Source organism: Vibrio sp. STUT-A16 (genome assembly GCF_026000495.1).
In the GTDB taxonomy this organism is placed as follows: domain Bacteria; phylum Pseudomonadota; class Gammaproteobacteria; order Enterobacterales; family Vibrionaceae; genus Vibrio; species Vibrio diabolicus.
This window is the reverse complement of sequence record NZ_AP026765.1, coordinates 2,948,658-2,962,820: the sequence shown is the minus strand read 5'-3', so window position 1 is coordinate 2,962,820 and position 14,163 is coordinate 2,948,658. Positions and strand designations below refer to the sequence as shown.

Sequence of the window (14,163 nt, the reverse complement as noted above, 5' to 3'; positions counted from 1 at the left end):
TGTTAAGTGTCAACAACTCCCTTTCATAATTTGATCTTACGCTTTATGACGAAGATCAGACTAGTTATGGAGTAAAAAGTGAGACTGATGACGATGGGATGAGCCCCTACAAAAATAAGCGACAGATTTCCTAACGAGCAATAACATCCAATTAGCTTTAAATATCAATAAGATTGCTTAGCAGAAACCGCTGTAAGACTGAAAAACAAACAATTTTTTGTTGACTATGAATCGGAAACTCGGTAAACGTAGAGTTAAGCAAACACAATTAACGTTGAATATTTATTTATGCCATCTAACAGCCTAGTAGTAATGACCACGACCATTATTATTACCGACACGACACATGTTGGGGCAGGCTGCTGAGCGAAAGAAATTCACAAAAAAGGCCTGTATCCAACAAGATACAGGCCTTTTTTTATGCTTTTTTATCCAGAATTTAGACAAGTTTGAGAAGATATACCGGAGGAAGGGATGCGAGTATTGAAGTTTGGCGGTTCATCACTAGCTGATGCAGATCGCTTTTTAAGAGCGGCAGACATCATTGCCAATAACGCTCAACAAGAAGAAGTGGCGGTTGTTCTTTCAGCCCCAGGTAAAACAACAAATAAGTTGGTTGCAGTCATTGAAGGCGCGTTGCGCAATGGTGAAGCAGAGCTGCAAATCAAAGAGTTGGATGAATCGTTTAAAACGCTATTCACTCAAATCCAAGCAGTACTACCCAATATTGATGGCTCAGCTTTCGATAACCAAGTGAAAACCTCGCTATCTCAATTACGTCAATTTGTTCACGGCATCAATCTATTAGGTATGTGCCCAAACAACGTAAATGCGCGCATTATTAGTAAAGGTGAGCGTGTTTCCATTCAGTTGATGAAAGCTGTCTTGGAGGCGAAGGGACAACAAGCGAGCTTGATCGATCCTGTCGAGTATCTGTATGCCCAAGGTGATCATCTTGAAGCTATGGTTGATGTGGATATTTCAACGCAAAACTTCCGTCAAAACCCCCTTCCTCAGGGCCACGTGAACATTATGCCGGGCTTTACAGCTGGCAACGAAAAAGGAGAGCTTGTCACGCTGGGTCGTAATGGCTCTGACTACTCGGCAGCGGTTCTTGCAGCTTGCTTACGCGCAGACTGCTGTGAAATCTGGACCGACGTTGATGGTGTATACAACTGTGACCCACGTTTAGTCGAAGATGCTCGCCTACTTAAATCACTAAGCTACCAAGAAGCGATGGAGCTTTCTTATTTTGGTGCTTCCGTTCTGCACCCGAAAACCATCGCCCCTATTGCTCAATTCCACATTCCATGTCTGATCAAAAACAGCTTTAACCCTCAAGGTGCAGGTACTCTTATCGGCCAAGATACTGGTGAAGATAATCTTGCGATCAAAGGTATTACAACACTTAACGACCTAACCATGGTTAACGTATCAGGCCCTGGTATGAAAGGCATGGTAGGCATGGCGAGCCGTGTATTCGGTGCGATGTCGTCTGCTGGTGTATCTATTGTTCTGATCACTCAGTCTTCTTCTGAATACAGCATCAGCTTCTGTATTGAGGCTGAAGATAAAGCGAAAGCGCAGCAAGTGCTGGCAGATGCGTTCGAGCTAGAACTGAAAGATGGCTTACTAGAACCGGTCGAGTTTATTGATAATGTTTCAATCATTACGCTTGTTGGTGACGGTATGCGCACATCGCGTGGTGTGGCTTCTCGCTTCTTCTCTTCTCTTGCTGAAGTGAACGTGAATATCGTGGCGATAGCACAAGGCTCATCAGAACGTGCGATTTCTGCCGTTATTCCAGAAGACAAAATTTCTGAGGCGATCAAAGCGTGTCACGAAAACCTATTCAACTCGAAACACTTCCTCGATGTGTTCGTTGTTGGTGTTGGTGGTGTGGGTGGCGAGCTGGTGGATCAGATCGAACGCCAACAAGTCAAACTTGCTGAGAAAGGCATTGTGATTCGAGTTTGTGGTTTAGCAAACAGTAAAGGTCTTTTGCTTGATAGCGAAGGCTTGCCGCTCGAGCACTGGCGTGATCGTATGTCAGCAGCAACAGAAGAGTTCAGCCTAGCGCGTCTGATTTCTTTGGTACAACGCAATCATATTATCAACCCAGTATTGGTTGATTGTACTTCCAGTGAAGACATTGCTAAACAATACGCCGACTTCCTAGCGGCAGGTTTTCATGTTGTAACACCAAACAAAAAAGCAAACACAGCAAGCATGGCGTACTACCATCAGCTTCGCGATGTGGCTCGTAGCTCCCGTCGTAAATTGATGTATGAAACAACCGTAGGTGCAGGCCTACCGGTTATTGAAAACCTGCAAAACCTAATTTCTGCAGGCGATGAACTGGAGCGTTTCAGCGGTATTCTTTCCGGTTCTCTTTCTTATATTTTCGGTAAGTTAGATGAGGGAATGAGCTTAAGTGAAGCGACGAATATCGCAAAAGAAAATGGCTTTACTGAACCAGATCCTCGTGATGATCTGTCTGGTATGGATGTCGCGCGTAAGTTGTTGATCCTAGCTCGTGAAGCGGGCATGTCACTAGAGCTTGAAGACGTTGTTGTTGACCAAGCGCTACCGCCAGGCTTTGATGATTCAGGCAGTGTTGATGAGTTTATGGCGCGTCTCCCAGAAGCGGACGCTTACTTCAAAGAGTTATCGGCTAAAGCAGCAGAAGAAGGCAAAGTACTGCGTTACGTTGGTGAAATTAACGAGGGCAAGTGCACAGTAAGCATCGCTGCGGTGGATGAAAACGATCCGATGTATAAAATCAAAGACGGTGAAAACGCACTGGCATTTTACAGCCGTTACTACCAGCCAATCCCACTTGTGTTGCGTGGCTATGGCGCAGGTACTGAGGTAACGGCTGCGGGTGTATTCTCTGACGTGATGCGTACTTTAGGTTGGAAACTAGGGGTATAACAAGAATGAGTTCAAGTGATATGGATGTAGTGGTTTATGCCCCAGCATCAATTGGTAATGTAAGTGTTGGTTTTGATGTGTTGGGGGCGGCGGTGTCCCCAGTGGATGGGACCTTGCTAGGTGACAGAGTGCAAGTTAAGGCAGGGACTGAGCCGTTCAGTCTGAAAACTGCGGGTAATTTTGTCTCTAAGTTGCCTACAGAGCCAAAAGAGAACATCGTTTACGATTGTTGGTTGGTGTTTGCTCGTGAGCTAGATAAAAAAGGCGTTGAGCTAAAGCCACTTGAAATGACGCTAGAAAAGAACATGCCAATCGGCTCTGGTCTTGGCTCCAGTGCTTGTTCTATCGTTGCTGCATTAGATGCATTAAACCGATTCCATGGTCAGCCGCTTAACGAGACAGAGTTGTTAGCGCTGATGGGAGAAATGGAAGGCAAGATCTCTGGTGGTATTCACTATGATAACGTGGCGCCATGTTACCTTGGCGGTGTGCAATTGATGCTGGAAGAGCTAGGTATCATTAGCCAAGAAGTGCCTTGCTTTGACGATTGGTACTGGGTGATGGCGTATCCGGGTATCAAAGTATCAACAGCAGAAGCGCGTGAGATCCTACCATCTCAATACCGTCGACAAGATATCATTGCTCATGGTCGTCACCTTGCGGGCTTTATTCATGCGTGTCATTCTGGTCAGCCAGAGCTAGCTGCAAAAATGATCAAAGACGTGATCGCAGAACCGTATCGTGAGAAACTGCTTCCGGGCTTTGCGAATGCACGTCAATACGCTGCATCAGCAGGTGCGTTAGCAACCGGTATTTCTGGCAGTGGTCCAACACTGTTCAGTATTTGCAAAGAGAAAGATGTCGCTGAGCGAGTTGCTCGCTGGTTAGAACAGAACTACGTACAAAACGAAGAAGGATTCGTCCACGTTTGTCGTCTAGATAAGCAGGGTTCGAAAGTAACAGGAAGTGAGCTATGAAGCTTTACAATATAAAAGAAAATGATGAACAAGTTTCCTTTGGCCAAGCCGTTCGCCAAGGGTTAGGCCGTAACCAAGGTCTATTTTTCCCATCGGAATTACCAAAGTTTGAAGACGTTGATACGCTACTGGCAGAAGACTTTGTTTCTCGTAGCACTAAGATTTTATCAGCGTTTATCGGTGATGAGCTGGCGGAAGAGCAAGTTAACGCGCTTGTGGACGCAGCGTTCCAATTCCCTGCGCCAATCAATCAAGTCAAAGACGGTGTTTACGCGTTAGAGCTTTTCCATGGTCCAACGCTGGCATTTAAAGATTTTGGCGGTCGCTTTATGGCGCAATCTCTTGCGGCGGTATCGGACGGTGGCAAGATCACCATTCTGACTGCGACTTCTGGCGATACTGGCGCAGCCGTTGCGCACGCTTTCTATGGTATGGAAGACATCAACGTTGTGATTCTTTACCCGAAAGGCAAGATCAGCCCACTGCAAGAGAAGCTATTCTGTACGCTAGGCAAGAACATTCACACTGTCGCGATCGATGGCGACTTCGATGCGTGCCAGGCTCTGGTTAAGCAAGCTTTCGATGATTCCGCACTGCGTGAAGAGATCGGTCTGAATTCTGCAAACTCAATCAACATCAGCCGTTTGATGGCGCAAATCTGTTACTACTTTGAAGCAGCTGCGCAAATGAGTAAACAAGAGCGTGAAAACCTAGTCGTGTCTGTACCAAGTGGTAACTTTGGTAACCTAACTGCTGGTCTACTGGCAAAAGCGCTGGGTCTGCCGATCAAACGCTTTATCGCTGCAACTAACGCTAATGACACGGTTCCGCGCTACCTAGAAACAGGTAAGTGGGAGCCAAAACCAACGGTTGCAACGACATCGAACGCGATGGACGTGAGTCAACCGAACAACTGGCCGCGTATCGAAGAGCTCTGCCGAGTGAAAGAGTGGGGCCTAGAGACTCTAGGTAAAGGCGCGGTTTCAGATGAGCAAAGCGCACAATCTGTGAAAGACCTGTACTCATTGGGCTACCTATGTGAACCGCACGGTGCGATTGCTTACCGCGTTCTTGAAGAGCAACTGCAAGATGGTGAAACCGGTCTGTTCCTATGTACTGCGCACCCAGCGAAGTTCAAAGAAGTGGTGGATGACATTTTGCAATCTGACATCGAGCTTCCTGCACCGCTAGCGAAGCACGCGGCAATGGAACTGCTATCGGAAGAGCTAGACGCAGACTTTGATGCATTGAAACAAGTACTGCGCCGCGTACAGTAATTATTAAAATGATGAACGACGAAAGGTGAATGAGCAATCATTCGCCTTTTTTATTGTCGGTAAGTCTCGACTCTCTTTATGATTGAGAAATGAACTTAAAGATGGAAATAGAAGCATGCATTTTTTGATTTTTCTAGGCTCAGTAAGGGACAGCACACCGCCACGACCAGCCCGCTTGGGCATGCGAGTGAGTAGAGCTTGTGAAACGTTGTTTAAGAATCAGTATTCGCAACATACCGTCGAAATCATTGACCCATTGAACTACGACTTTGACGACGTGTTTAAGCCTGAGTTTGCTTACCATCGCGCTAAAGTGCCAGCCCACTTGAGAGAACTGGCAGACAAAATTCAAAGTGCCGATGGGTACGTGATGGTCAGTCCGGAATATAACCATTCGATGAGTCCTGCCTTGGCTAATATGCTTAACCATTTTGGTAGTTCGCTGTTTTCTTATAAGCCAAGTGCTATCGTGACCTATTCTGCTGGACAATGGGGTGGTGTTCGAGCTGCAGTGTCGATGCGTACCTTCTTATCTGAACTTGGATGTTTACCTGTCTCGGCGATGATTCACATTCCGAAAGCGCAAGAAGTGTTTGACGAACAGGGTGTCGTTGCGGATGAATTGCAGCAGACGCAGTGGGACAGCTATATGAATCGCACAATACATCAACTCATTTGGTGGGCAGAAGGCGCTTCACAACAAAGAGAAAGGCTTGACCCAACCTCACTGGCTGAAGTGTTTAAGAAGGATCCGTCACAGAGAAATGCTCCGTAAAGGAACAGAACGGTTAGATGCATGGAAAAACAAAAAAAGCTTGGCCATTGAGACCAAGCTTTTTAAATGTGAGTAAGTCGATTTTATTGAGATTATAGCGTCTCAGTAAAAGTACGAGCGATGACATCACGTTGTTGCTCTGGAGTTAGCGAGTTGAAACGTACTGCGTAACCAGAAACACGGATTGTTAGCTGTGGGTATTTCTCTGGGTGTGCAACTGCATCTTCTAGTGTTTCGCGTTTAAGCACGTTCACGTTTAGGTGTTGACCGCCTTCGATGCGAGGAGCTGTTTCGATTGCTACTTCACGGCTTTCGTATTCACCTAGATCGCTGATTGCGATAACTTGGTCTGCTTCGTAGCCAGCAGTTGCAGCAACACAACGAGCTTCATTTTTTTCGCTATCTAATAGCCAGATAGAGTTTAGTAGGTCGTCGTTTGCCGCTTTTGTAATTTGGATACCTTGGATCATCACTATCTCCTAGACCACTTACGTGGTGATTATTGGTGTTAATTTTCGAATTTTCGTTGAGCTGAGTATTATATAGCTAATATCCACTATTTTAATATTGATTTAAGTCAAAAAACAACCAAAAACATTATTTTTATTAAGGTGATTTTGTTGATTTAAATCAATAAAACCTTTGAAAACAAACTAATTACAATTTATTTGATAATATAAAAAATATTTAATAACTCATTTTGTTGTAAATTTACTACAAATTGAGCTTAAAGTTTAAACTGATTAACGCAACTATCTGTATTTAGGTAGCAATACTGAAAGTCTAAAGTGATTAAATGACAAACATGAAAAACAAGCTTGGGAATAAACTCATTGGTGCACATGTCTCTGCTGCTGGTGGGGTCGACCAAGCGCCGTTGAGAGCTCGCGAAATTGGCGCGAATGCGTTCGCACTATTTACAAAAAACCAACGCCAGTGGGTGGCGAAGCCTTTAGAAGCAAAAACCATCAGTGCGTTTAAAGCGAACTGTAAAATGCTGGGTTTCGGCGCAGAACATATTCTTCCCCATGACTCTTATCTAATTAACTTAGGTGCACCAGAAGCGGATAAGTTGGATAAGTCACGCGCTGCATTCATCGATGAGATGGAGCGTTGTAATCAATTGGGTTTAACGTTGCTGAACTTTCACCCTGGGAGCCACTTAAAGAAAGTCTCGGAACAGGAGTGCTTAGCGACGATCGCAGAGTCGATCAATCTTGCGCACAAAGCGGTGCCGAATGTGATCGCGGTAATCGAGAATACGGCTGGTCAGGGTACAAACCTAGGTTGGAAGTTTGAGCATCTTGCTGAAATCATCGATCAAGTGGAAGACAAAGAACGTGTTGGTGTATGTCTCGATACTTGCCACACGTTTACCGCCGGTTACGATCTGCGTACTAAAGAGGATTGTGAGCATACCTTTGCTGAATTCGACCGTATTGTTGGGATGCACTATTTAAGAGCAATGCATCTAAATGATTCAAAAGTTGAGCTTGCCAGCAAAGTGGATCGCCACCACTCATTAGGCAAAGGAGAGATCGGGTGGGATTGCTTTGAGTACATCGCGAAAGACCCTCGATTTGATAGTATCCCTCTGATTTTAGAAACAATTGATCCGGACATCTGGCAGCAAGAAATCAACGCACTGCGTCAGTTTCATCTAGCGGCGATAGATAACCAATGATGTGATCACAGAGTTGGCACCTTTCTTTCTTAGCCACTTAAGTCAATTTGAATTAAGAAAGAAGGATGCCACTATGTCTCGACCACTCTCTTTTGCTTCTTACGCATATAGCCGCCGCGTGCTTCGTTTGCCGATGCCTAATCGTCACATTACAGGACAGGGGCATTTTCGAACGCCACAGAAGCATTAGTCTTTTATTACTATTCTCAAGTTCGTGGTAAGTTTTTGTTTGTTTGGGTTTCGCTCGTTAGAATAGAAGCAAAATTTAGGACAGGAACTTTCCATGAATCAGTCACCCACTTGGCACGATGTGATCGGCGAAGAGAAAAAACAGAGCTACTTTGTAGACACTTTGAATTTTGTAGAAGCAGAACGCGCCGCAGGCAAAGCGATTTTCCCGCCAGCGAAAGATGTCTTTAACGCGTTTCGATTTACCGAGTTTAACGATGTTAAAGTAGTGATTCTGGGACAAGACCCATACCATGGTCCAAATCAGGCGCATGGTTTGTGCTTTTCCGTGCTTCCTGGAATCAAAACGCCACCGTCACTCGTTAATATGTATAAAGAGCTGGCTCAAGATATTGAAGGGTTCCAAATCCCTCAGCATGGATTCTTACAAAGCTGGGCAGAGCAAGGTGTATTGTTGCTCAATACGGTATTGACTGTTGAGCAAGGTAAAGCGCATTCACATTCAAAAACGGGGTGGGAAACGTTCACTGACCGAGTGATTGAAGCGATAAACCAGCATCAGGAAGGCGTGGTGTTTTTATTGTGGGGCTCTCACGCTCAGAAGAAAGGGCGCTTTATTGATCGTAATAAACATCATGTGTTAGCCGCACCACATCCATCACCACTCTCAGCACACCGAGGTTTTTTTGGTTGTAAGCATTTCTCTCAAGCAAACCAGTTACTTGCCTCGCAAGGAAAAGCACCAATCAACTGGCATTTGCCATTAACTGTATAAAAGAAGAGACAGCGATAATGCTGCCATTATCGCTGTTTTTTTGAGCACGCTCGAGGTTGATGGCAAATTTCTCATGTACACTTATTAAAAGTAGGTGTTAAGGAGAGACGCTATGATGATCGAAAGAATTCGACGCGAACACGGCTATATGGTTCGTCTGTTGGCGATACTGCGCCATAAACTTAATGAGATAAAAGAAGAACGTGCGATCAACTACGCATTAGTAAGCGAGATAGTTGATTACCTCTCTAATCATTCAGAAAAAGTTCACCATCCGAAAGAAGATATTCTCTATCACCACTTTCTTGAGCACTATGGTAAGCAACAGACCATGGAAAACTTAGAGAAAGAACATCAAGAGTTAGCAAGTAAAACCAAAGAGTTTGCTTCCTTGATAGAGATGATCCTGCAGGATGCAGTTGTGCCTCAAGACATGTTTGTGGCCCACCTAGAGGACTTCATTGAATCACAAAGACGCCACTTGGAGTTAGAGGAGCGAAAAATCCTGCCTCTCATTGAGGAGTTATTCACTACCGAAGATTGGCAGCATGTTGAAAGCTTATGGAGCGTCAGTGAAGATGACCCAGTTTTTGGTGACACTATTGCCGATCGTTATAAACAGTTAGCTGAACGTGTGCGTCAAAGTGATGCTGAGTATGTTTAAGTGTGTGCGATAAAACCTGAGCGAACGAAAGTATCACTCGGGTTTGTTAGCTGCATTTCTTATTTATTGAGAATTGGACGTAAATTTATCGTTTGCGCTTCTCGACCAAAAGACGGGAAAATTCCTATTGAGTAATAACGGTACTCATACTCAAATCCTGGCGCTTAAACTCAAGTCGTTTACCGTTACTGTAAACAAAAACAAAAGGCACCCTTAAGGTGCCTTTTGTTTGAATTAGAGTTTAATGTCTTCCAAGTTGTAGTCGGTACAGGCATCAAGTTCGCGTAGCTCTTTAAGCAAATTGCGCCTGTCGTTCATCTCTTCTATTTCACGCCACTTTCGCTTTACTGGTTTGGCACGAGATTTGGTTGTTGAGGTAGTATCCAGATTAAAAATGTCATCTAGTTGAAAGCCTTCCATAAGCCACCTTTACCTTTCTTAAGCTAAACTGTTGTAACCAGTCCTTGTGGAGTTTTTTAAGTACCACAATAGCCGTGAGAATAACCATGATATATTTCGCATTTGTGTCGGTAGCATGACATTTTCGTGCAAAAATATTCTCAAAATCACACTTTTCATTGCAATGTGATGGCTAAAAAATGCACAAACGATCTCAAGAAAACGATTAAATAGAGAGATTTTCAATGTTAATTCGATTTGGCGAGTGGGGGGACAGTGCAAAGGTCAAAGTTGCATAAAACCAGTTTGATGAAATAGTGTTCAATTAGATGGTAAGGCACTAGAGCAAATTTATGTAACACCTTGTGAATACTAGCTTGGCCTTAATTATATGGGGCTCCGTTCTGTTTGGTGGGCGATAATTATTTATGTTGGCATTTGGTAATTGAAATGTTGCAGTTTATGGGTGTTAAGTCTTCCATTTATGTTATTTTTTGGTGACTTTATAGTGAAAAATAACAATGTTATTATCATAATTGCATATTGATTTTTGCGCTCCTAGGTTGCATTATCCGCCCGTCAAAAAATACGCTGGTACGTAAAATGGATGCATGAAGCGACGTTTACGATTCTAGATTGCCCATAAACATTACTTAAAAAGCTAAGCACACTTTGACACTTAGCAGGCAATTTGGTGGATGGCTTGGACGCATAGACCGGCGCAACTCACTTTGAGGTACACATGACAGACTTAATCAATTTGATGAACGATCTCCTTTGGGGTTCGATTCTGGTTTATCTTCTTGTTGGTGTTGGTATTTACTTCACCGTTCGATTAGGGTTCATTCAGTTCCGCCATTTCGGCCACATGTTCTCTGTTCTTAAGAACAGTCGTAAAGCAGACAAAGCTGGTATTTCTTCTTTCCAAGCGCTTTGTACTAGTCTTGCTGCACGTGTTGGTACAGGTAACATGGCGGGCGTTGCAGTTGCATTGACTGCAGGTGGTCCTGGCGCGATCTTCTGGATGTGGCTGATCGCAATGCTTGGCATGGCAACGTCGTTTGCAGAGAGTACTCTGGCGCAGCTATACAAAACCAAAGATGATGATGGCAACTACCGTGGTGGTCCTGCCTACTACATGGAAAAAGGCCTGGGCATGCGTTGGATGGGCGTATTGTTCTCAGTTTTCCTAATCATCGCTTTTGGTTTGGTATTCAACGCCGTACAAGCTAACTCAATTGCAAATGCAATGAGCACCGCATTTGGTTGGAGTGACCTGTACGTTGGTATCGCGGTTGTAGTACTGTCTGCGATTGTAATTTTCGGTGGTATCAAGCGTATCGCAAAAGTCGCAGAGATGATCGTTCCGATCATGGCGCTGCTTTACTTGGCTCTAGCACTGTTCATCATGTTCTCTAATCTAGAGAAGCTACCTGATGTATTAGTGCTTATCTTTAAGAGTGCATTTGGTCTGCAAGAAGCGGCGGCTGGTGGTCTTGGCTACGCGATTGCACAGGCAATGATTAACGGTATTAAACGCGGTCTATTCTCGAACGAAGCGGGTATGGGTTCTGCGCCAAACGCGGCGGCTTCAGCAACGCCTTACCCACCACACCCTGCATCTCAAGGTTATGTTCAGATGCTAGGTGTATTTATGGATACGATCGTTATCTGTTCAGCGACAGTGGCTATCATCCTGATGTCAGGTGAGTATGTTGGTCAAGCAACAGAAGTGACGGGTATCGAGCTAACTCAGCGTGCATTGAGCTCGCAAGTTGGTGATTGGGGTGGCATCTTTGTTGCCGTGGCAATCTTCTTCTTTGCATTTACATCAATCATCGCGAACTACTCGTACGCAGAAACGAACCTAATCTTCCTAGAGCACAACCACAAGGCGGGCCTAAGCATTTTCCGCGTTGTTGTTCTTGGTATGGTGATGTTTGGTGCACTTGCTTCGCTCCCAGTCGTATGGTCACTTGCTGATGTTTCGATGGGGCTGATGGCGATAGTCAACTTGGTGGCAATCATCTTGCTATCTGGCATCGTGATTAAGCTAGCAAAAGATTACAACCGCCAACTTGGTGAAGGTAAAGTACCAACGTTTGATGCGAATGACTTCCCTGAGCTGAAATCTCAGCTTGAAGAAGGCATTTGGTACAACGATAAAAAAGACTAAGTGAGCTATCACTCATAGTTGAAAGCTATTAGTATGATGTAAAAAGCCATGCAGACAATGCATGGCTTTTTTTGTACCCTATTAAAAAACAAAATTAGAGAAGGGAAAGTCATGCTTATCGTAGTTTCTCCAGCGAAGACTCTTGATTACGAGTCTCCGTTAGCGACAGAAAAATTTACTCAACCTGAGTTGGTCGAATACTCAAAAGAGCTTATCGATGTTTGCCGCAAACTGACTCCTGCTGATGTTGCCTCTTTAATGAAAGTGAGCGACAAGATTGCCGATTTGAATGTTGGGCGATTTCAAGAGTGGAGTGAAACGTTTACCACAGAAAACTCACGACAAGCCATTCTTGCATTTAAAGGTGACGTTTACACAGGGCTAGACGCCGAAAGTTTATCTGAAGCGGACTTCGAATATGCTCAAGATCATCTGCGTATGCTATCGGGTCTTTATGGTTTACTAAAACCACTTGATTTGATGCAGCCATACCGTCTTGAAATGGGTACCAAGCTTGCAAACGACAAAGGTACGAACTTGTACCAGTTTTGGGGCAATGTTATTACGGACAAGCTTAACGAAGCGATTTCTGCTCAAGGTGATAACGTCCTTATCAACCTTGCATCAAATGAATACTTTAAAGCGGTGAAGCCAAAGAATTTAGATGCGCAAGTGATCACGCCAGTATTCAAAGATTGTAAGAATGGCCAATACAAGGTCATCAGCTTCTACGCGAAGAAAGCGCGCGGCATGATGGCGCGTTACATCATCGAAAACCGTATTGAGAGTGTGGCAGACCTGACTAAGTTTGATACGGCGGGTTACTACTTTGTTGAAGATGAATCGACACCAACAGAGTTAGTATTTAAACGCGAAGAGCAAAACTAAAACTGATTGAGACGTAGTCTACGTTAATCTCAATAAACACAAACGAAAAAGGGTTGGCAGTGCCAACCCTTTGTTATGTTTTAGCTTAGGCTATTTCGCCCCAACAAGATTACTTCTTCTTAGCGGTTTTCTTTTTCGCTGGCTTCTTCTTGTCTTCTTTTTTCTTTTTCTTCTTAAACACAGGTTTTTTGTGTTTCGGACGCATCTCTTTTACGAAACGCTCTTTGATGTCTTCTTTCACGTAACGTGCAACGCGATCCATCATTGGTTGGTCGTGTGCTTCTACGATTGAGATAGCATTACCTTTCTTACCCGCACGAGCCGTACGGCCAATACGGTGAAGGTAGACATCAGCCGTGCGTGGCATGTCGTAGTTAATAACGTGTGACACATCCGGAAGGTCGATACCACGCGCAGCAACGTCCGTTGCGAGCAGCACGTTTACAGTACCATCGCGGAAGCGAGAAATCGCATTGTTACGACGATCTTGAGGCATTTCACCTTGAATCCAAGAACATGGAATCTGTGCGCTCTCAAGCTGCGCTCGTAGCTCTGCCAAACGCTCACGGGTCTTCAAGAAGACGATGGTGCGTTCTGCTTGTTGAGTAATAATGTGTTTTAGTAATTCAAGTTTGTGTTCAGCATCATCAGCACGGTGGTACCACTGAGCAATCTTCTTACGCTCACGCAGTGGCGATTTTGCATCGATCTCTGCTGGGTCATTCAACAGATCAGCGGTAAAGCCCTCTACGCCTTTACCTTCTAAAGTTGCTGAGAACAGAAGGGTTTGTTTACGCCAGCGGCACTCGTTAGATAAACGATCGACAGTAGGAGCAAAACCCATGTCTAGCATACGGTCTGCTTCATCAAGAATTAACCATTCGATTGCACGGCAATCAAAACGCTCTGCATCAATGTATTCTTTTAAACGGCCAGGCGTTGCAACCACAATGTCTTGTGTTGTCGCAAGGATATCGGCGTGCTCTTGGTATTGAACACCACCTGTGATGGTGAAAATGTTCAGTTTAGTGTTTTTTGCCAAAGCTCGTGCTTGATCGGCAATTTGCATCGCCAATTCGCGCGTCGGCGTTAGGATCAAAATACGCGCAGGTCCAGGCTTGCGACGAGGGAAGTCTTGCAAGTATTGCAATGCAGGCAGGACGAAGGCTGCCGTTTTACCAGTACCTGTTGGCGCTGACGCTAGAATGTCACGACCATCCAACGCTTGTGGAATCGCTTCTGCCTGAATTTTTGTTGGGCGTTCGTAACCCATCTCTTCAATGGCTTCAAGTAGGTTTTGGTCTAGATCAAGTTCAGCAAAGGTTCTGATCACAATGAGTTCTCCACAAGCAAAGCTTGGTTAATGGTTCGCCACAACAGCATAGAATACAAAAAGGTCGCACATTATAAAGTGATTGGTGATAA

The 14,163-nt window shown here is 44.6% G+C and carries 13 protein-coding genes and 1 other annotated feature; of the genes, 10 read left to right on the top strand and 3 right to left on the bottom strand.

The window, feature by feature from the left end:
* The first annotated feature begins 288 nt into the window (after nucleotides 1-288).
* The 5 genes from thrL to OO778_RS14035 all read left to right on the top strand — a co-directional run bounded on the left by thrL (nucleotide 289) and on the right by OO778_RS14035 (nucleotide 5,963).
* Nucleotides 289-366: a thr operon leader peptide gene (thrL, locus tag OO778_RS14055; RefSeq protein ID WP_074192076.1), complete on the top strand. Its 78-nt coding sequence runs from the start codon at nucleotides 289-291 to the stop codon at nucleotides 364-366.
* Nucleotides 302-421 (top strand) — a sequence feature (Thr leader region). Its footprint overlaps the gene before it by 65 nt.
* A gap of 53 nt (nucleotides 422-474) precedes the next feature.
* Complete coding sequence (gene thrA / locus OO778_RS14050) at nucleotides 475-2,934, top strand: bifunctional aspartate kinase/homoserine dehydrogenase I (RefSeq protein WP_074192050.1); 2,460 nt, start codon at nucleotides 475-477, stop codon at nucleotides 2,932-2,934.
* 20 nt (nucleotides 2,935-2,954) lie between these two features.
* Nucleotides 2,955-3,911 carry a homoserine kinase gene (gene thrB, locus OO778_RS14045; RefSeq protein WP_047009099.1) on the top strand — a complete coding sequence of 319 codons (957 nt, stop codon included), beginning with the start codon at nucleotides 2,955-2,957 and terminating at the stop codon, nucleotides 3,909-3,911.
* The gene (thrC, locus tag OO778_RS14040; RefSeq protein WP_074192051.1) at nucleotides 3,908-5,188 is read left to right on the top strand and encodes a threonine synthase; all 1,281 of its coding nucleotides are present in this window, start codon (nucleotides 3,908-3,910) and stop codon (nucleotides 5,186-5,188) included. Before thrB ends, thrC begins: the two co-directional genes overlap by 4 nt.
* Nucleotides 5,189-5,303: 115 nt before the next feature.
* Nucleotides 5,304-5,963, top strand: coding sequence for an NAD(P)H-dependent oxidoreductase (locus tag OO778_RS14035; protein WP_005396301.1), 660 nt, complete (start codon nucleotides 5,304-5,306; stop codon nucleotides 5,961-5,963).
* A gap of 92 nt (nucleotides 5,964-6,055) precedes the next feature.
* On the opposite strand, the gene grcA is transcribed toward OO778_RS14035, so the two are convergent.
* Nucleotides 6,056-6,433, bottom strand: a complete 378-nt coding sequence (gene grcA, locus OO778_RS14030; protein WP_005381814.1) for an autonomous glycyl radical cofactor GrcA — start codon at nucleotides 6,431-6,433, stop codon at nucleotides 6,056-6,058.
* 326 nt (nucleotides 6,434-6,759) lie between these two features.
* On the opposite strand from grcA, the gene nfo reads away from it, so the two are divergent.
* The 3 genes from nfo (at nucleotide 6,760) to OO778_RS14015 (ending at nucleotide 9,275) form a co-directional block, all read left to right on the top strand.
* The gene (nfo, locus tag OO778_RS14025) at nucleotides 6,760-7,647 is read left to right on the top strand and encodes a deoxyribonuclease IV (protein ID WP_264910097.1); all 888 of its coding nucleotides are present in this window, start codon (nucleotides 6,760-6,762) and stop codon (nucleotides 7,645-7,647) included.
* Nucleotides 7,648-7,930: 283 nt separating this feature from the next.
* Nucleotides 7,931-8,611, top strand: coding sequence for a uracil-DNA glycosylase (ung, locus tag OO778_RS14020; RefSeq protein ID WP_005396298.1), 681 nt, complete (start codon nucleotides 7,931-7,933; stop codon nucleotides 8,609-8,611).
* A 112-nt stretch (nucleotides 8,612-8,723) separates the two neighbouring features.
* Entirely contained in the window at nucleotides 8,724-9,275 is a 552-nt protein-coding gene (locus tag OO778_RS14015; RefSeq protein WP_005396296.1) for a hemerythrin domain-containing protein, read from the top strand.
* 234 nt (nucleotides 9,276-9,509) lie between these two features.
* On the opposite strand, the gene OO778_RS14010 is transcribed toward OO778_RS14015, so the two are convergent.
* Complete coding sequence (locus OO778_RS14010) at nucleotides 9,510-9,695, bottom strand: DUF3545 family protein (RefSeq protein ID WP_005396294.1); 186 nt, start codon at nucleotides 9,693-9,695, stop codon at nucleotides 9,510-9,512.
* A 721-nt stretch (nucleotides 9,696-10,416) separates the two neighbouring features.
* Here OO778_RS14010 and OO778_RS14005 point away from each other — a divergent pair.
* Both OO778_RS14005 and yaaA read left to right on the top strand, forming a co-directional pair.
* Complete coding sequence (locus OO778_RS14005; protein WP_264910094.1) at nucleotides 10,417-11,850, top strand: sodium:alanine symporter family protein; 1,434 nt, start codon at nucleotides 10,417-10,419, stop codon at nucleotides 11,848-11,850.
* A 111-nt stretch (nucleotides 11,851-11,961) separates the two neighbouring features.
* Entirely contained in the window at nucleotides 11,962-12,738 is a 777-nt protein-coding gene (gene yaaA / locus OO778_RS14000; RefSeq protein WP_005396292.1) for a peroxide stress protein YaaA, read from the top strand.
* Nucleotides 12,739-12,847: 109 nt separating this feature from the next.
* Here yaaA and srmB read toward each other — a convergent pair whose 3' ends face one another.
* A complete protein-coding gene (gene srmB, locus OO778_RS13995) occupies nucleotides 12,848-14,071 on the bottom strand; it encodes an ATP-dependent RNA helicase SrmB (protein WP_005396291.1) in 1,224 nt (407 codons plus the stop codon).
* Nucleotides 14,072-14,163: the final 92 nt, after the last annotated feature.